The 18253-nt window shown below is 64.4% G+C and carries 19 protein-coding genes; 13 read left to right on the plus strand and 6 right to left on the minus strand.

Annotated elements, in window-relative coordinates:
- Nucleotides 1-74: 74 nt before the first annotated feature.
- On the plus strand, nt 75-866 hold the full coding sequence (locus Q0D44_RS08740; protein ID WP_294135433.1) for an SDR family oxidoreductase: 792 nt from the start codon (nt 75-77) through the stop codon (nt 864-866).
- Nucleotides 867-1037: 171 nt separating this feature from the next.
- A complete protein-coding gene (locus tag Q0D44_RS08745; RefSeq protein WP_294135435.1) occupies nt 1038-1343 on the plus strand; it encodes a hypothetical protein in 306 nt (101 codons plus the stop codon).
- A gap of 61 nt (nt 1344-1404) precedes the next feature.
- Here Q0D44_RS08745 and Q0D44_RS08750 read toward each other — a convergent pair whose 3' ends face one another.
- Nucleotides 1405-1869 (minus strand): MarR family transcriptional regulator, encoded by a 465-nt coding sequence (locus Q0D44_RS08750; RefSeq protein ID WP_294135437.1) that lies wholly within the window; start codon nt 1867-1869, stop codon nt 1405-1407.
- A gap of 76 nt (nt 1870-1945) precedes the next feature.
- Nucleotides 1946-3202, minus strand: coding sequence for an acetyl-CoA C-acetyltransferase (locus Q0D44_RS08755; protein ID WP_294135439.1), 1257 nt, complete (start codon nt 3200-3202; stop codon nt 1946-1948).
- Nucleotides 3203-3359: 157 nt separating this feature from the next.
- Between Q0D44_RS08755 and Q0D44_RS08760 the strand changes: the two genes are divergently transcribed.
- Both Q0D44_RS08760 and Q0D44_RS08765 read left to right on the plus strand, forming a co-directional pair.
- A complete protein-coding gene (locus Q0D44_RS08760; protein WP_294135441.1) occupies nt 3360-5024 on the plus strand; it encodes an MFS transporter in 1665 nt (554 codons plus the stop codon).
- Nucleotides 5025-5042: 18 nt separating this feature from the next.
- The gene (locus Q0D44_RS08765) at nt 5043-6086 is read left to right on the plus strand and encodes a dihydrodipicolinate reductase (protein WP_294135442.1); all 1044 of its coding nucleotides are present in this window, start codon (nt 5043-5045) and stop codon (nt 6084-6086) included.
- On the opposite strand, the gene Q0D44_RS08770 is transcribed toward Q0D44_RS08765, so the two are convergent.
- Both Q0D44_RS08770 and Q0D44_RS08775 read right to left on the minus strand, forming a co-directional pair.
- A complete protein-coding gene (locus Q0D44_RS08770; RefSeq protein WP_294135443.1) occupies nt 6080-6943 on the minus strand; it encodes an SDR family NAD(P)-dependent oxidoreductase in 864 nt (287 codons plus the stop codon). The two genes, Q0D44_RS08765 and Q0D44_RS08770, sit on opposite strands and share 7 nt — an antisense overlap.
- Nucleotides 6940-8157, minus strand: a complete 1218-nt coding sequence (locus Q0D44_RS08775) for an MFS transporter (RefSeq protein ID WP_294135445.1) — start codon at nt 8155-8157, stop codon at nt 6940-6942. Before Q0D44_RS08775 ends, Q0D44_RS08770 begins: the two co-directional genes overlap by 4 nt.
- Before the next feature lie 222 nt (nt 8158-8379).
- On the opposite strand from Q0D44_RS08775, the gene Q0D44_RS08780 reads away from it, so the two are divergent.
- The 7 genes from Q0D44_RS08780 to Q0D44_RS08810 all read left to right on the plus strand — a co-directional run bounded on the left by Q0D44_RS08780 (nt 8380) and on the right by Q0D44_RS08810 (nt 13709).
- The gene (locus Q0D44_RS08780) at nt 8380-9135 is read left to right on the plus strand and encodes an SDR family NAD(P)-dependent oxidoreductase (RefSeq protein WP_294135447.1); all 756 of its coding nucleotides are present in this window, start codon (nt 8380-8382) and stop codon (nt 9133-9135) included.
- Between the two features lie 34 nt (nt 9136-9169).
- Nucleotides 9170-10504, plus strand: coding sequence for an MFS transporter (locus Q0D44_RS08785; protein WP_294135449.1), 1335 nt, complete (start codon nt 9170-9172; stop codon nt 10502-10504).
- Nucleotides 10505-10516: 12 nt separating this feature from the next.
- Nucleotides 10517-10819: a DUF1330 domain-containing protein gene (locus tag Q0D44_RS08790; protein WP_294135451.1), complete on the plus strand. Its 303-nt coding sequence runs from the start codon at nt 10517-10519 to the stop codon at nt 10817-10819.
- A 4-nt stretch (nt 10820-10823) separates the two neighbouring features.
- The gene (locus Q0D44_RS08795) at nt 10824-11603 is read left to right on the plus strand and encodes a phosphatase PAP2 family protein (protein ID WP_294135453.1); all 780 of its coding nucleotides are present in this window, start codon (nt 10824-10826) and stop codon (nt 11601-11603) included.
- Entirely contained in the window at nt 11600-12253 is a 654-nt protein-coding gene (locus Q0D44_RS08800; protein ID WP_294135455.1) for a carboxymuconolactone decarboxylase family protein, read from the plus strand. The genes Q0D44_RS08795 and Q0D44_RS08800 overlap by 4 nt, the downstream gene beginning before the upstream one ends.
- A 122-nt stretch (nt 12254-12375) precedes the next feature.
- Nucleotides 12376-12606, plus strand: coding sequence for a lipoyl domain-containing protein (locus Q0D44_RS08805; RefSeq protein ID WP_006950849.1), 231 nt, complete (start codon nt 12376-12378; stop codon nt 12604-12606).
- Nucleotides 12603-13709 carry a Gfo/Idh/MocA family oxidoreductase gene (locus tag Q0D44_RS08810; RefSeq protein ID WP_294135457.1) on the plus strand — a complete coding sequence of 369 codons (1107 nt, stop codon included), beginning with the start codon at nt 12603-12605 and terminating at the stop codon, nt 13707-13709. The genes Q0D44_RS08805 and Q0D44_RS08810 overlap by 4 nt, the downstream gene beginning before the upstream one ends.
- 22 nt (nt 13710-13731) lie before the next feature.
- Here the strand turns inward: Q0D44_RS08810 and Q0D44_RS08815 are convergent, their stop codons facing one another.
- On the minus strand, nt 13732-14532 hold the full coding sequence (locus Q0D44_RS08815) for an enoyl-CoA hydratase-related protein (RefSeq protein WP_294135459.1): 801 nt from the start codon (nt 14530-14532) through the stop codon (nt 13732-13734).
- A 147-nt stretch (nt 14533-14679) separates the two neighbouring features.
- Between Q0D44_RS08815 and Q0D44_RS08820 the strand changes: the two genes are divergently transcribed.
- Both Q0D44_RS08820 and Q0D44_RS08825 read left to right on the plus strand, forming a co-directional pair.
- Nucleotides 14680-16371, plus strand: coding sequence for an FAD-binding protein (locus Q0D44_RS08820; protein ID WP_294135461.1), 1692 nt, complete (start codon nt 14680-14682; stop codon nt 16369-16371).
- A 155-nt stretch (nt 16372-16526) separates the two neighbouring features.
- On the plus strand, nt 16527-16802 hold the full coding sequence (locus tag Q0D44_RS08825) for an HU family DNA-binding protein (protein WP_294135463.1): 276 nt from the start codon (nt 16527-16529) through the stop codon (nt 16800-16802).
- Nucleotides 16803-16909: 107 nt separating this feature from the next.
- On the opposite strand, the gene Q0D44_RS08830 is transcribed toward Q0D44_RS08825, so the two are convergent.
- Nucleotides 16910-18247 carry an LLM class flavin-dependent oxidoreductase gene (locus Q0D44_RS08830; RefSeq protein WP_294135465.1) on the minus strand — a complete coding sequence of 446 codons (1338 nt, stop codon included), beginning with the start codon at nt 18245-18247 and terminating at the stop codon, nt 16910-16912.
- Between the last annotated feature and the right edge of the window lie 6 nt (nt 18248-18253).

Genomic DNA, 18253 nt, shown 5'->3' on the forward strand with positions numbered 1-18253 from the left:
GTCAGAAAAACTGGGATTGAGCGCCGGTAAATCCGGGCCGATAGCGGACGGGATAAGATACCGGAAGGATTGCCATGCTGATCGACTCTTCGCTTTCCGCCATCGTCACCGGCGGCGCATCGGGCCTGGGCCTGGCCACGGTGAAAGCGTTGCGTGCTGCAGGTGCGAAGGTCGCGATCTTCGACATCAACCAGGATCAGGGCGAAAGCATCGCAGCGCAGGTCGGCGCGACTTTCCACCGTGTAGATATCATGTCTGAGGAAAGCGCGATCGCAGGCTTCGACAGCGCCCGTGCCACCCAGGGGCAGGAACGGCTGCTGGTCCATTGCGCCATGGTGTCGAGGGGCGGCAAGACTGTCTCGAAAGACAAGGAAAGCGGCGGTTTCAAACGGCTGTCGACCGAAGATTATGCAATGTCCGCGCAGGGCATATTGGTCGCCAGCTACCGCATGGCCTCCATCTCCGCGCTCGGCATGGCCGCGCTCGATCCGCTGGCCGACAATGAACGGGGCAGCATCATCCTGACGTCCAGCGCAGCGGCGGAGGACGGCCAGGTCGGCCAGATCGCCTATGGATCGCTCAAAGCCGGGGTCAACGGCATGGTCCTGCCAATGGCGCGCGATCTCATGGATCTGGGCATTCGCGTTAACGCGATCATGCCCGGCATCTTCGCCACGCCGCCGATGCTGCGGTTCAAGGAGATGAACCCGCCTATGTATGAAAATCTGGAAAAATCGGTGCCGTTCCCGCGTCGGCTGGGGCAGCCCGACGAGTTTGCCAGTCTCGCCATGGAGTTGGCCCGCAACAGTTACATCAACGCCCAGACCTTCCGCATCGACGGCGCGATTCGCTTCCCGCCGCGCTGATCAGCCGCATATTCTGACGCCGATTGCAGGGCGCGTCGCACCAGCGGCGCGCCCCTTTTCTTCGCACATGCAAAAATAAAATACTAAGCTAGCTTGACATGTTTTTGACGAACTACTAACCTGGCTTAGTATTAAATGAATCGCTCTCCCTTTTATGCCCAGAGGTTCACCATGATCCGTTTTGCCAAAATCGCCGCCTATGTCTCACTCACTGCCGCCATCGTGCCGCAGGTCGCTGCCGCTGATGATGCGGTGCAGCTGACCTCGGCCTCGACCATTGCCACCGAATATAAGGGCAAGATGCTCTACACCGCGTCGGGCGATCGCCTTGCCGCCGTCTATCGCGTCGGTGCCGATGGCGCCGCGCAGATCATCCTCAACGGCAAGATGGTTGCCGTCCCCGCCGCCAGCCTGGCTGCTGCCGATGGCAAGCTGGTAACCAACCTGTCGAAGCGCGACCTGCTGACCGCGCATTGATCGGAGGGGCTTTGGCCCTTCGCCTTTGAAAAGGCCGCTCCCTGACCCGGAGCGGCCTTTTTCACGTCTTGGCGATATTCTCGGAAATCATATCCAGCAGCGCATTGATCCGGTGCAGGTCGTCATGATCGAAACCGGCAAAAGCCACTTCCTCATTGGCGCGCGCAATCCCCGCCAGTTGCGCCGTGATCGCCTGTCCTGCCTCGGTCAGGAACACCGCATGGGCGCGACGATCATCGTCCTTGGCCCGCCGCTCCAGCAACCCTTCGGCGCATAGCCGGTCGATCAGTCGCCCGGCAGACGCTTCGGCAATTTCCAGCATATTGGCGATGGTGCGCTGCGTCGCGCCGGGGTGGCGCGCGACCACCGCGATCACCGTCCATTGCGACCGGGTCACACCCAGTCGCACCACGCTCTGGTCGAAATGCGCCCGCAACTGCCGCGCGATCACCGCCAGCTTCAGCGAAGCGTTGCGCATCAGCGCCTTCGCGTCATCAGCCAGCAGATCGTCATTCGGTTCAGCCATGAAGCGCGTACCATAGCGCCATTGCGGCGAAACGAAACCGTCCTCGTTGCAAGCCGGTGCGATGGTCTGCGCTGGATCAGACACGTTCGATGATGATCGCTGGGGCCATGCCGCCCGCCGCGCACATGGTGATCAGGCCATAACGTCCGCCGGTCCGCTCCAGCTCGTCCAGCGCCGTGCCGATCAGCACCGCCCCGGTCGCACCGATCGGATGGCCCAGCGCGATCGCCCCGCCATTGGGGTTTAGTTTCGCCCGGTCGATGCCCAGATCGCGGATGAACTTCTCGGTCACGACCGCGAACGCCTCATTCACTTCAAAGACGTCGATATCCTCGACCCGCAGCCCCGCCCGCGCCAGCACCTTGCGCGCCGCCGGGACCGGCCCGTTCAGCATCAGCGTCGGGCAATCGCCCATATTGGCGGTCGCCACGATCCGCGCGCGGGGTTTCAGGCTGTGGCGCTGCGCATAATCCGCCGACGCCAGCAGGATCGCCGCCGCCCCATCCACCACGCCCGACGATGTCCCGGCATGATGCAGCGGCGTAATCGCCAGATCGGGATAGACCTGGTTGATCAGCTGGCGGAAAGTCGGCCCATCGGCGCGCGACGGCATGTCCAGAAAGGCGGCAAAGGCTGGCTTCAACTGCGCCAGCTGCTCGGCCGTGGTGTCGGGCCGGGGATATTCCTCATGGTCCAATATCACCGTGCCAGCATCGTCCACCACCGGCACGGTCGACCGCGCAAAGCGCCCTTCCTTAAGAGCGATTCCCGCCCGTCGCTGGCTCTCCGCGCCAAAGGCATCCAGCTGCTCGCGGCTGATCCCCTCCATCGCGGCAATCGCATCGGCGGCCACGCCCTGGTTGGACTGGGGATGCTTGGCCTGCAACCGCATATTGCCGGTGCCAAGCCCACCGACCGATGGCACGCCTGCCTCGCGCAACGACTGGCCATAGGACATGACGTGCGACATCATCTCCGTCCCGCCCGCAATCACCAGATCTTCCATCCCCGCCATGATCTGCCCGGCAGCCAGATTGGTGGCGGTCAGCCCGCTGCCGCAGAAACGGTCAAGCGTGACGCCGGATGCGCGCACATCATAATCGGCGTCGAGCGCGGCCATCCGCCCCATATCGCCGCCTTGCAATCCCATCTGCGCACTGGTCCCCCAGATGATGTCGTCCACATCTGCGGTATCGATGCCGTTGCGGTCGCGGATCGCGCGCAGCACGGTCGCGGCGACATGCTGCGGGTGCAGATGCGACAGCGCGCCCTTGCCCAATTTGCCGATGCTGCGTGGGGTGCGGACCGCGTCGATAATATAGGCCTCTGCCAAGGCTCGTCTCCCGTAGATTGCTGGCTTTGCTATCGCATGGAAGGCGCACATTCCCAATCGCATGGGCGATTGATCAGACGGGCCGGGGCGTGCAGGGTGGACGGCAGGACCGCCCGCTGCCCAAGGTGGGTCGGGATCAAAAAGCGCAGGAGGCAGGATGGCGAGTGGCGGGCATGATCGGTCATCGGGCGGCACTTTTGCGCCGCTGCGCGAACCTGTGTTCCGCCGTATCTGGAGCGCCAGCTTGCTGTCCAATTTCGGCCAGCTGATCCTGGGCGTCGGCGCGGCATGGGAAATGACCCGGCTCACCCCGTCGCCCGGCATGGTGGCTCTTGTGCAAAGCGCGCTGATGCTGCCGCTGATGCTGGTGGCGCTGCCGGCTGGTGCGCTGGCCGATATGTTCGACCGGCGGCGCATCGCCATGGTGGGCCTCGCTTTCTCCATGGTCTGCGCGACCATCCTCACCTTGCTCGCCTGGTCCGGCCATAGCTCGCCCTTGATGCTGCTGGCCTTCTGCTCGCTCATCGGTGCGGGGGTCGCGCTCTATTCGCCCGCCTGGCAATCCTCGATCAGCGAGCAGGTCGGCCCGCATCATCTGCCCGCCGCCATCGCGCTCGGCACAATCAGCTATAATGTCGCGCGCAGCTTCGGTCCGGCGATTGGCGGTGTCATCGTGCTGGCGGCGGGCGCTCATGCCGCCTTCGCCGTCAACGCCATCGGCTATCTGCCGCTGTTCATCGCCTTCTTCCTCTGGCAGCGCCGCCATATCTCCTCACGCCTGCCGCCCGAACAGATCCACCGCGCGATCGTGTCCGGCGCGCGCTACGCCCTCCACGCCGCGCCGATCCGCACGGTATTGGTGCGCGCCTTCCTCTTCGGTCTGGCGGGGGCATCCTCGTCCGCGCTTGCGCCGTTGATCGCCAAGCATCTGCTGGGCGGCGATGCCAGCACCTTTGGCCTGCTGCTGGGCGCAGGCGGGCTGGGCGCGGTCGGCGGCGCCTTGCTGGTGGCGCCCTGCCGGGAACGGCTCGGCACCCACCGGACCGTGACGCTGCTGGCGCTGATCAGCGGCGCGGCGCTGGCGCTCGCTGGCTTCAGCCGCTCGGTGCCGCTCACCTGTTTCGCACTGTTCATCGCGGGCGGGGCCAATATCCTGACCATCGCCCTGTTCAACGTCGCGGTCCAGTTGTCCGCCCCGCGCTGGGTGACTGCGCGGGCGCTCTCACTCTTCTCCTCGGCGCTGACAGGCGGCATCGCGATCGGCGCGGCCCTGTGGGGTTGGGTCGCAGGCCTGGCTTCGGTCGATGGTGCGCTCTATCTGTCTGGTCTTGCGCTGGCGGCGCTGCCGATCATCGGCCTGCTGCTGCCCCTGCCCGACACCAAGGAATCGGATGTCGAACCCTTCCTGCTCGGTAACGAACCTGAAGTCGGCATGGCGCTGACCGGCCGGTCAGGACCGATCATCATTGAAATAGACTATGAAGTCGATCCCGAACGGGCGCGTGATTTCTACGGCGCGATGTTGCAGGTCCAGCGCACCCGGCTGCGCAATGGCGGGTTCAACTGGTCCATTTCGCGCGACATTGCCGATCCGGCCCAATGGACCGAACGCTATCAATGCCCGACCTGGGGTGACTATCTGCACATGCGCGAACGCTTCACCCAGGCGGACAAGGACATCCAGTCGCACGCCAGTTCCTTTCACAGCAGGCCGGGCGTTTTGCGCGTCCGGCGGCGGCTGGAACGGCCTTTCGGGTCGGTGCGCTGGCGTCCCGATACGCCCGATCCGCAGCAGGGCATGATCAACTATATCGGGCCATGATGCCCGGAAGGAGAGGCAATGACAGGCAAGCGGCGATACCGCGTCATCCAATGGGCGACCGGCAATATCGGTTCCCGCGCGCTGCGCACGGTGATCGATCATCCCGCGCTCGATCTTGTCGGCCTGTGGGTGAGTTCCAACGACAAGCGCGGCAGGGATGCGGGCGACCTTGCCGGGCTGGCCCCCTGCGGCGTCATTGCGACAGGCTCGGTCGATGAACTCGTCGCGATGGAGGCCGATTGCGTCCTCTACATGCGGCAGGGCACCGACATGGACGAACTGTGCCGCCTGCTCGCATCGGGCAAGAATGTCGTTACGACCCGTGGCGACTTCCATCATCCGCCCGCAATGGACCCGGTCGCGCGAGACAAGATCGAGGCGGCCTGCCGCACCGGCAATAGCTCCATCTACAGCACAGGCTCCAGCCCCGGTTTCGTGACCGAAGCCCTGCCGATCCCGCTACTCTCCCTCTCCCGTCGGCTCGATTGCCTGACGATCGACGAATATGGCGACGTTTCGAGCCGCAATTCGCCGGACCTGCTGTTCAACATCATGGGCTTTGGCCGCATCCCCAGCGCCTTCGACCCGCGCCAGATCGAGCATGTGAAGGGCGACTTCGCCGGCTCGCTGGCCCAGCTGGCCGATGCGGCGGGGATCACCATCGACAGCTGGGACGCCGTCGGCGAGATGGGGGCAGCAACCCGCGATATCCTGATCGCGGCTGGCACTATCCCGGCAGGCACCGTCGCGGCCCAGCGCATTACCGTGTCGGGAATGCGCAACGGCACGCCGGTGCTGCGCTTTCGCGCCAACTGGTATTGCAGCCGGGAAATCGACCGGCCCGACTGGCGCCTGCGCGAATCCGGCTGGCGCATCCGGGTGGAGGGAGACACGCCGGTCGAAGTCGATATAGGCTTCCCGGTCGCCCCGGAAGATTATGCCGCCTTCACCCCCGGCCTGACCGCCCATCGCGCGGTCAACGCGATTGCAGCGGTCTGCGACGCCCCGCCCGGCATCCGCACCACGGCGGACATGCCGCAAGTGATCGCCCGCTTTCAGTAGCCCGCTACCAGAGCTTCACTCACCCGCCACAATCGCGCAGCGGCGGCATCATCCTGCGCTGCTGCCGAACAGGCCACAGCTTCGCGCATATGGAAATAGCCGCCGCTCGACCGGCCCGGTGCCGGATCGCTGGCCAGCCACACCAGCGTGTCCGCCGCCTGCGCCGGGGTTAGCGCCCGGTCGGCGATCGATTCCATATAGGCCTGCATCGGCGCGTCGCAGTGACTGGCGAAATTGCTCGCCACCACGCCGGGGTGCATCGCATGGGCGACGATCCCCGTTCCTTCCAGCTGCCGCGCCAGTTCGCGGATGAACAGAATATTGGCAAGCTTGGCATGGCAATAGGCCGCGCCACCGACAAAGCTCGCGGCAAAGCTCAGATCGTCCCACGCAATCCCGGTACAATGTTCGTGGCCCGTGGAGGACACTGCCGCCACCCGCACTGAACCAGGGTCCGATCGCGCCGCCGCGGCCAGCAAATTGGGCAGCAATATCTGCGTCAGCAGGAACGGCGCGAGGTGATTGGACGCGAAGGTCGCCTCATGCCCCTCAAGCGTGATGATCCGCTGCGCCATCACCCCGCCCGCATTGTTGAGCAGCGCGTCGATCTCCGGTGCCAGCGCCGCAATCTCGCGTGCCGCCCGCGCCGTTTCCGCCAGCAGCGCCATGTCCGCCCGGATCATGGTGAAATCCGCGCCGGGCAGGGCGGTCAGTTCTACCGCCGCCGCCGCGCACCGTGCCGGGTCGCGCCCGACGCCGATCACCCGCCACCCCTGTTGCAGCAGGGCGCGCGCTGCTTCCTTGCCAATGCCCGCGCTTGCGCCCGTGACGACAGCGACTTTTGCCCGGCTCGTCATGTGCGCGCCGCCTCCATCTTGCGGGAACCATGGCCCAGTGTCAGGAACAGGGCGGCTCCCACGATCGTGACGCAGGCGCCGATCATCAGAAACGGCGCATAGCTGCCCCATAGGCCGAGTGTGTAACTCAGCGTCAGCGAGCCCAGCGCAGCCCCGCCCGCGATCGACGCGCCGACCAGCCCCATGACCAGGCTGAACACTTTAAGCCCGAACCGCCGCGATACCAGATAGGCAGCGATATCCCCCTCGGCCCCTTGCGCCAGCCCCATCATCCCGACCGACAGCGCCAGGACGACGGTGCTGTCGAAGGGCGACGCCATCAGCATCATGCCAATGGCCGGCATGGATAGCGTCAGTGCCGCAACCAGATGCGGCTCCATCCGGTCGAGCGACAGGCCGCAGGCAAAGCGGCCCACCATCACGCCGATCGCAAAAACGGAAATCAGCCAGGTCGCCGTCTGCGACTGCGCGCCGCTATCCATCAGCACCAGCTTCAACTGGGACGACAGCAGGCCCTGCGGGATATTCACCAATATCATGCCGACGATCAGCACCCAGAAGGCGGGATTGCGCACGATCACGCCATAGCCAGCTTTGGGTTCCACCGGCACGTCCGCGTCCTGATGCACGCCGATATGCGGCGGCGTCATCAGCACGGCGATCAGGCCGAAGATCATCGTGACCCCGCCCATCAGCAGATAGCCGTTGCGCCACCCATCGCTCTCTATGAACCTGCCCAGCAGCGGCGCGATCACCGCGCCGACCAGCGGCGGCCCGGTCATGACGATGGAAAAGGCCAGTCCGCGCGCCCGCTGGAATCGTTCCGCCACGATCCTTGTATAGACGGGCGATGTGGTCAGCGTGCCGACCACGATCTGCAACATCGCAATGGCAAAGAAGGCACGGATGCTGCCCGGTTGCATGGCAAAGGCGATATAGGCGCTCGGCCCGGCCAGCACACCCACGGCGGACACGGCCCGCACCCCGAACCGGTCGGTCAGCCGCCCGGTGATCGGCTGCGCGATCAGCATCAGCAGCCCGAAACTGCCCAGCAGCGCGAATTGCGATTTGGGCCAGCCAAATTCGGCGATCAGCTTGGGCGCAAACAGGCCCATCGTATAGGCGGACAGGCCTATGCCGAACCCCAGTCCCATGGTCGCGGCAAGAAGCGGGCGCCAATGCGTCCGCAATTCGCCCCAATAGGCCGATCCCATCCTCGTCTCCTGTTATGATGTCATGCTTGTCCGGCTGTTCAGGCACAGACTGGCTGCCATGTCGGGCCGCGCCAGGCAAATCGCCCCCGCGCTATCATGGTCTCACGGCAGGCCAGCCGGACAATCGCCGCCCGCCCGCCTGAGCGATATGTCACCCGCTTGCCTTGTGCGGCCATGCGCCTTCGGGCGATCATCGCTGTAACAGACATAGAAGGAGCGGACATGGCAGGCAGCCTGACAGGAAAGGTCGCGCTGGTGACCGGCGCATCGTCGGGCATTGGCGAAGCGGCTGCACTGGCTCTGGCGGGTGCGGGAGCCAGCGTGGCGCTGTCGGCCCGGCGCGTCGATCGATTGGGCGCATTGGTCGATCGTATTGTTGGTGAGGGCGGCAAGGCCATCGCGCTGCCCGGCGACATGGCGGTGGAGGCGGACGCCACCCGCGCCGTCACCGACACCGTCGATCGGCTTGGCCGCATCGACATCCTCGTCAATTCCGCCGGGGTCATCCAGGCGGGTGGGGTGGAAAGCCTCTCGCTCGACGAATGGCGGCGGGTGATAGACATCAACCTGCTCGGCACGCTCTACACCTGCAAGGCGGCGATCGGCCCGATGAAGGCTCAGGGCAGCGGCGACATCATCAATATCTCCTCCACCGCCGGGCGGCGCGCAGCCGGGCTGTTCGGTCCCTATTCGACCAGCAAGTTCGGCCTCACCGGCATGACCGAAAGCCTGCGTCAGGAAGTGGGCGGCGCGGGTATCCGCGTGTCCATCGTCGAGCCGGGCGCGACCGCCACGCAAGTCGCAAGCGGCATCAGCGATCCGGCGATGCGCGCGGCGATGACCGACCATGTCGGCAAGGACACAGCGATGCAGCCCGACGACATCGCGCAAGCGATCCTTTTCATCACGTCATTGCCCGCACGGGCGAACGTGTCGCAAATCCTGATCCGCCCGACCGCCGACACGGCGGCGATGTAGGCCGACCCCGACAGAATAAGAGGCGAGGAAATATATGGCCGACATCGAACCACGCGCGCCCGCGCTGTCAGAGGCGCTGCCCAGCATGGCCTACCGGTCCTGGTTCCTCTTCATCATGGTGCTGGTGTCTGCCTCCGTGCAGGGCGAACGCTATCTGATGGTGGTGATGGTCGAACCGATCCGTCGCGAACTGGGCCTGTCCGACGCAGCGATCGGCATGGTCAAGGACATGATCATCGCCATCGTCTATATCCTGGCCATCATCCCGCTCGCGCGGCTGGCCGATCGCTGGTCGAAACGCAAGATCGTGGCGATCGCCGCTACCGTCTGGAGCCTGGCGATCATCGTCTGCGGCATGGCCAAGAATTTCTGGGTCTTGCTGATCGGTCGGGCGGGCATCGGCCTTGGTGAAGGGGGCTTTACCCCGCCGTCGCAGGCATGGATCGCCGACCTTTTCCCCGTTCGCCAGCGCGCGACGGCGCTCTCCATCTTTCTGCTCGGCGCGTCGCTTGGCACCTTCCTTGGCCCGGCGGTAGGCGGCTGGGCCGTGCAGGAATATGGCTGGCGCAACACGCTGATCTTCGGCAGCATTCCCGGCTTCATCCTGGCGCCCATCGTCTGGTTCACCTTGCGTGACACCCGCGCGGGACTGGCCGATGGCGCGCCGGTTGAAACAAGCCCACCGGCGTCGTTTCTCAAGACCGCGCGCGAATTGATGGCGATCAAGACCTTGCCACCGCTCATTCTCGCCGCCTCATTGAATGCGTTGCTGACCATGGGCTTTATCAGCTGGGCGCCCGCCTTCATGGAGCGCACCCATGGGATGCCCGCCAATGAAGCCGGGTTGCAGATGGGCGGCGCGCTCTTCTTCGGGTCCGCGATCGGCCATACGGTCGGCGGCCCGCTGGCGGACTTTCTGGGCCGTCGCGACATGCGCTGGTATGTCTGGATGCTGATGATCAGCGGCGCGCTCGCCACCGGCATTGGCTGGCTGATCCTGACTGGCTCGGCCGACCGCGTATTCCCGCTCTATGGCCTCAATATGCTCATCGGCGGCCTGTCCGCCGCGCCGCTGATGGCTGTGGTCGCTGGCCTTGTCCCGTCCCGCTCCCGTGCGACCGCTATCGCCGTGCTGATGGTGTCGATCCAGGTCATTGGCCTTGGCGGCGGCCCGGTGCTGGTCGGCTGGCTCAGCGATATGCTGCGCCCGATTTACGGCGAGGATTCGCTGGGCATGGCGATGCGCTGGGCGTTGCTGGTCGGCATTCCCAGCACTATCCTGGCCTGGATCGCCAGCCGGTCCTGCCGCACCGATTTTGCGGCAGCCGGCGGCTGGAACGGCGCGGCGGTCAACCATGCGATGCATTGAAAAGGACAGGTAATGCCGGCCTATATGATCTTCACCCGCGAAGGCCCGATAACCGATCAGGCGGCGATGGACGCCTATAGCGGCATGAACCGCAGCCATGCCGGGCGTTTCGTTGCCGATTATGGGCTGAAACCACTTGCCGTCTATGGCGCGCTCGAAACGCTGGAGGGTGAGGGGCCGGAGGGCATCGTCATATTGGAATTCCCCGACGCGGATAAAGCGCGCGCCTGGTACAACAGCCCGGAATATCAGGAATCGGCGCTCCTCCGGCAAAAGGGCGCGCCCTACCGTGCACTGCTGGTCGAGGGGCTGTAACGCTATGAAAGCTTACTTCCTCGCCGCCTGCCTCGCCACGATCGCGCTGCCCAGCGTCGCAGCCGAACCCGCCGCCCCCCGGCTGGGCACGGGCTATCTCAAGAGCGGGCCATTGCCCGACAGCTTTGCCCCGCCGCCGCCCGCACCCGGCTCCGCCGCGCTGGCCCGCGATGAGGAGGGAGCGAAGGCCGCGCTGACGCTGAGAGGCGGCCCGCGCTGGACGCTCGCGACCGCAGACGCCGATTTGCTTAGTCCCAAGGCGACCGCGACCTTCTCCTGCACGCTCGGCGTTGCGATCGGCCCGGACACGACGCCCCGGCTCGACCGGCTGCTGCGCCGGACCATTGCCGATTTCGGCATGTCCACCAGCGCGATCAAGCATCGCTACGCCCGCCCGCGCCCCTTCATGGTCAATGGTCAACCCACCTGCACGCCGGACTGGGAGCCGATGCTGCGCAAGGACGGCTCCTATCCGTCCGGCCACAGCGCCATCGGCTATGGCTGGGGGTTGGTGCTGGCCGAGTTGCGCCCGGACATTGCCCCGGCCCTGGTCGCGCGCGGTCGCGCCTTTGGCGACAGCCGCCGCGTCTGCAACGTCCATTGGCTCAGCGATACCGAGGAAGGCCGCCTTGCCGCCACGGTCGTGTTCGCACGGCTGAACGCCGACCGGACGTTCCAGAAAGACATGAAGGCCGCGCGCAAGGATATCGCCCGTGCCAAGGCCCGGCCCACCGGCTGCGACAGTGAAGCGGCCGCACTGACCCAAGGAGTGCCCCAGCCATGACCGACATCAAACCCCGCATCCTGCCGCTGCCGCGCGAGGAGTGGACCGACGATGCGCGGGAGGTGTTTTCCTATTGGGGTGAGCCAAATTCCTGGGAAGAAGGCTCTAAAACCAATGTGTTAATGGTCATGGCCAACCATCCTGCGCTGGGCAAGATGTATAATGTCTGGGGCAAGCATCTGCTTATGTCCAACTCACTGTCGACCAGGCATCTGGAGCTGCTGATCCTGCGCGTCGCATGGGCCGTGAAGTCCGCCTATGAATGGCATAATCATGTCGGCTATGGCCTGAACGCCGGCCTGACGCTGGAGGATATCGCCGCCATCCGCGATTATCCCGCGGGCGGCAATTGGGACGAGGCGGACGACGCCGTGCTGCGCTCGGTTGATGAACTCATCGCCGACGGCACCATCAGCGACGCCAACTGGGCCGTGCTGGGCCGCCATTTCACCAAGCAGCAGCAGATGGATCTGGTATTCTCCATCGGCCATTATGTGATGACCAGTTGGGCGCTCTCCTCCTTCGGCGTCGGGATCGAGGGCGGCGCAGACCCGATCGGCTTCGACCTCAAGACGGCATCCGGCAAGACCCCCGGCAAGACCTACAAGCCCGGCGAGACCGAGGACTGGACCGACAGCCGCGGCTACTGATTTCGGGCGCTATCGCGGCAACGATATTGGCTGCATCATCGCCCCTGCGCATTGCCGCACCGTCGCCGGAGCGGGCATGACGGATGCCAAGAGACATTCCTGTTTGCATGAGGGACAAGACTATGGCGACCGACATTTTGCTGCCCAAAATCGGCTTTTCGATGACCGAGGCCCAGATCGCCGAATGGCTCGCCGAAGATGGCGCGCAGGTCGAGGAAGGCCAGCCGCTCTATCTGCTCGAAGCCGACAAGTCGGCCAATGAAGTGGAATCGCCCGCCAGCGGCACGCTGCGCATCATTGCCCAGCCCGGCGAAACCTATGAAGTCGGTACGGTCCTCGGCACGATCGAATGAGACCATTGCGCGTCGGCATCGTCAGCGCCGCTTGGGGTGCCTTCGCCCATCTGCCCGCCTGGCGCGCCATTCCCGGCGTAGACGTCACCGCGATCTGCACATCGCGGGAGGAAACTGCCCGCGCCGCCGCCGACCGCCTGAACCTGCCGCGCGCCTTCTGGAACGCAGCCGAAATGTGCGCCGACCCGGATATCGACATCGTCGATCTGGGGACAAGGCCCAGCGTTCGCCTGCCTATGGTGCTGGCCGCGCTGGCCAATGGCAAACATGTGTATAATGCCAGCCCTCACGCCCCTGACTGGGCCGGGGCGAAGGCGATCGATGCCGCATGGCGTGCGGGGACCAGCATCGGCGTGGTCGATGCCTTCTCCCAATGGCTGCCAGCCCATGCCCAGATGAAGGCGATGCTGGACGCAGACTATATCGGCAGTCCGTTGGGTGGCACCTGCCATTTCAACCTGTCGCTGTTCAACAGCCCGGTCAAACAATTCCCCTATAACTGGTTCGCGCAAAGTGGGCAGGGGGTCTCCGCCGTCCGCAATAATGGCAGCCACGCCCTCTACATGCTGCGCCAATTGTTCGGCCCTGTCGCCGAACTGGTTGCGGACGACAGCCAGATATTGCGCGCATGGCGCTTCCCCGATGGCGACGCAATCACGCCCGAAACCAATGATTTCGCCAATGTCATCCTGCGCTTCGAAAGCGGCCTCACCATGCAGATGCAGATCAGCTGGAGCATGGCGCTGCACGACGGCTGGCTGGCCGATGTCTTTGGCAGCAAGGGGCGACTGGTCGCTTCCTCGCCCACCTTCCCGACCGCGCGCGACTGCACCCTGCGCGGCGGTCAGTTGGGCGGGGAATTGCAAGAGATCGCTATCTCCGACCGCTACAAAAGCGCGCCGGGCATCGCCCTCGACTGGCAGAGCGAACCTCAGCCCAGCTACCCGATGGCGCTATCGATGCACGCAATGGTCGAAGCGATCCATGGTCGCGGCGCTGGCGCCCCGGACTTTGCCGAAGCGCTGGAGGTCGAACGCCTTCAGGAAGCGATCCGCCTGTCGAGCGAAACCCGCCGCTGGGTGCGACTGGCGGACGTCAACTGACGCCATAACCAGACCTCATATTCTACTGCCCCGTAAACCGCGGCGCGCGCTTCTCCTTCAACGCCGCAATCCCCTCACGATGATCATCGCTGCGGACGCTGAGCGATTCATAGGCGATCCCTGCCTCCATCACGGCGCTGGCTATCCGCTTCAACTCCATATTGGTCAGCACTTTCGTCCAGCGGATCGCATTGGGCGCGCCCGCCAGCAGCTTGCTGCAAAAGGCTTCCACAACCCCGTCCAGTTCCTCCGGCGCGACGCAGTGATTGATCAGCCCGATCTCCGCCGCCTTGCGCGCAGACAGCAACTCGCCAGTCAGCAGATATTCCTTGGCCTTGGCCAGCCCGATCCGCTGCGCCCACACCAGCGCGCCACCATCCCCGGCAACCAGCCCGATGCCGACATGCGGATCACCGATCTTGGCACCCTCGGCGGCAAATATCACGTCGCACAATAAGGCGATCGACGCGCCCAGACCCACCGCATGGCCATTCATCCGGCACACGACAGGCTTTTCAATGTCCAGCATCGCAAAGACGATCCGCTTGGCCTGCCGCGCTTCATGGTCAAACAGATGCGGGTTGGCGGCATTATGCTCCATATGCGCAGTGTCGCCACCAGCCGAAAAGGCGCGCCCTGCGCCGGTCAGCAGGATGACGTCGGACGCAGGGTCGGTCGCCGCAAAGGTTAGCGCTTCGGGCAATTCGTCATGCAGCGTCAGATTGACCGCGTTCAGCGCATCGGGCCGATTGAGCGTCACGACCAGCAACCGTTCGCGTCGTTCGAGCAAAATCGTCTGGAACAGGGGCAGTGGCTGGCTCATGCGCGGGTCTCCTTGCCCCTCCCTTATCATGCTCCGTGCCCCTGCCAACGTCGCCATGGCGATAAGCGCAGCCCGTTTGCCCGCGCGAGCTGCCATTCCCTGTCATCGCGCTATAGCTTCGCGGCAAGACATAAGGGAGAGCGGAGCATGGCCGGGTTTGACGAGACGTTCGACTGGGTGGTCGTGGGCAGCGGCGCTGGATCGATGATCTCCGCGCTGGTCATGCGCCATGCCGACAAGTCGGTCGTCATCCTCGAAAAGACGGCCTGGGCCGGCGGCACGACCGCCAAGTCGGGTGGCGTCATGTGGATTCCCGCCAATCGCTTCATGCTGGCCGACGGAGAACAGGACAGCGCCGATGCGGCCATGACCTATCTCGACGCCTTGCAGGAGCTGGACGGCACACCCGCTCCCGGCACCTCGCGCGAAAAACGGCTGGCCTATGTGACGCAGGCACCCCGCGCGATCGACTTTCTGGTGGACAAGGGCGTGGCGCTGCAACGCGGCGCAACCTTCTGGCCGGACTATTATGATGAGCTGCCGGGCGGCTGCAAGACGTCGCGCACGGTGGTCGCCAAACCCTTCGATCGCAAGGAACTGGGGTCATGGCGCGACAAGCTGCGCAAGGGCTTTGCCGAATTTAACGTGACGCTGGTCGAGGGGATGGAGGCACAGGGCCATCGCCGGACCAACAAAGCGTCGGGCAAGATGCTGGGGCGGATCATCCTGCGCACACTGCGTGATCTGGTGCTGGGGCGCAAACATACCACGGCGGGCGGCGCGTTGCAGGGACGCCTGCTCAAGGCCGGTCTTGCGGCGGGCGCAGAGCTGCGACTGAACGCGCCGGTCAGCGAACTGGTGATCGAGGATGGGACAGCCACCGGCGTCGTGACGATGCGCGATGGCAAGCCATGGCGGATCGGCGCGCGACTTGGCGTCCTCATCAATGCGGGCGGTTTTGCCCGGAACCAGGCGATGCGCGATGCCTATATGCCTGGCACGCAGGCGCAATGGTCGCAAACCGCCGAGGGCGACACCGGAGAGATGCACCGCGAACTGGAACGGGTCGGCGGCCAGTTGGCGCAGATGGACCAGCTGGTTGGCTACCAGATGACCCTCGCGCCCGGCTGGGACAAGCTCTATGTCGCGCCCGGTGCCCAGTCGATGACCGGCAAGCCCCACGCGATCCTGGTCGACCAGAGCGGCCAGCGCTACATGAACGAAGGCGGCAGTTACGAACTCTATTGCGAAAATATGCGCAAACGGAATCTCGTCGCCCCGTCGGTTCCCAGCTGGGCCATACTCGACCGCCAATATGTGGAACTCTACGCGATCGCGGGCAAATTTATCGACAAGAAGATCCCCGAAAACTGGATCGAAAGCGGCTATCTCAACACCGCCGACACGATCGAGGGACTGGCCGCCAGCATCCATGTCGATCCCGCCGCACTGGCGGCGACCGTGGCGCGCTGGAACGGGCATGTGGCCAGGGGCGTGGACGAGGATTTCCACCGGGGTGAGCGCGCCTATGACAATTGCGGCTTCGTCGGCGATCCATTCTCGCAGCGCAGCGCCATCGGTGCGATCGACAAGGCGCCCTTCTACGCCGTTCCGGTCGTGCCGGGGGACGTCAGCACCTATGGCGGCGTCATCACCGACGACAAGGGCCGCGTCGTCACCGCCGATGGCAATGTGATCGCAGGCCTCTACGCCACCGGGGTTTCGACCGCATCGGTGATGGGTAATGTCTATCCCGGCGCGGGCGCAAGCATCGGCCCGTCCCTGACCTTTGGCTATATCGCTGCGCGCCATGCGGCTGGTTTGGACAACCAGCTTTAGTCGATCGGCCGTTCCGAAACTGGCCAAGTGCGACAAAGGACAGGAAAATCGGCCTAAACGTCGCGCTAAGCCTAAGATTGCGGCACTTGGCATATAGACCAGCGCCTCAGCCTTGGTTATGCGGACTAGGCAATAACCCCTAAGAAAGGCTTTTTATGAACAATAGCGATCTGGCCGACGGCGTTGCCTCGGCACATGGCATCACTAAGGCCGATGCCCGCAAGATTGTCGACGGTGTTTTTGCTGCCATCGCCGATGCCGCCGCGAAGGGCGAAGAAGTATCCCTCAATGGCTTCGGCAAGTTCAAGGTGAAGGATTCGCAAGCGCGCGAAGGCCGCAACCCCTCGACCGGTGCGACCATTCAGATCGCCGCGTCGAAGAAGCTGGGTTTCACGCCGGCCAAGGCGGTCAAGGACAAGCTGAACGGCTGATCGGACAAACCGGCGCCGCTCTCAGGAGCGACGCCGGTTGCCTATATACCCCTGATGTTTGGGGATGCGGTCCGATCTCTATCGCACCGGTTTGCGCGAAGCGCGCATCAGGCCGCGCTTTTGCGGTTTTTACCTACTGAATAGCGGTTTTCCGGCACTGGCAGGCCCAGATGTTCGCGGAAGGTCGTGCCCTCATAGTCCGTGCGGAATAGGCCACGCGCCTGAAGAATGGGGATCACCCTGTCGACGAACAGGTCCAGCTGTCCCGGCAATGGCTCGAACACCACAAAGCCGTCCGCCGCGCTGCTCTCGAACCAGTCCTGCAAGCGATCCGCCACCGTTTCGGCCGATCCGACAAAGGCGCCACGCGGGCTCGCCAGCCGTTCGACCACCTGCCGCAGCGTCAGATTTTCTGCCCGCACCTCGTTCAGAATCCGCAGCGTAGCGCTCTGCTGGCTGTTGAGGCCGATATGTTCGACATCGGGGAATGGGGCATCCAGATCATATTGGCGGAAATCATGGTCGTTGAAGGTGCGTGACAGGAAGCCAAGCCCGGTGGCGATCGACTCCAGCGCCGCCAATTCGCGATAACGCGCTTCAGCGTCCTCGTAGCTGTCGCCGATGATCGGGGCGATGCCCGGCAGGATGAACAGCTGGTCGGGGTCACGGCCCAGTCCCTTGGCGCGTGCCTTGACATCGGCCAGATAGGCTTGGCCCTCATCCTGTGTCGGAGCATGGGTGAAGATCACCTCTGCCCGACGCGCGGCGAAATTGCGACCATCTTCTGATGCGCCCGCCTGGAAGATGACCGGCTGCCCCTGTGGCGTGCGCTTGATGTTCAGCGGCCCGCGCACCTGGAAAAATTCGCCCTTATGGTCCAGCCGGTGGAGCTTGTCGGGATCGACGAACTGTCCGCTGTCTTTGTCGCCGACATGCGCGCCGTCATCCCAGCTGTCCCAAAGCCCCTGCACCACGTCCAGATGTTCGCCCGCAATGCGATAGCGCAGGGCATGGGCGGGATGTTCGGTCTTGCTGAAATTGGCGGCGGTATCGCCCAGCCAGGACGTCACGACATTCCACCCCGCGCGCCCGCCGCTCAGATGGTCGAGCGATGCGAATTGCCGCGCGACGTTGAACGGTACGGAATAGCTGACCGTCAATGTGCCGACCAGTCCGATGCGCGATGTCGTGGCGGCCAGCGCCGACAGGATCGTGATCGGTTCGAAGCGGTTGAGATAATGCGGGCTGGACTTCTCGGTGATCGACAGGCTGTCGGCGACGAAGAGGAAGTCGAACTTCCCCCGCTCCGCGCTGGCGGCCTGCTTCTGATAATGGGCAAGGCTGGTGCTGGCGTTGACGTCGCGGTCGGGATGCCGCCAGTCGTTCCATGTCCGCCCTACGCCATGCAGGATGAAGCCGAGTTTGATATGCCGTTTCTGGGTCATGACTAT

This window comes from Sphingobium sp., from assembly GCA_023266575.1.
In the GTDB taxonomy this organism is placed as follows: domain Bacteria; phylum Pseudomonadota; class Alphaproteobacteria; order Sphingomonadales; family Sphingomonadaceae; genus Sphingobium.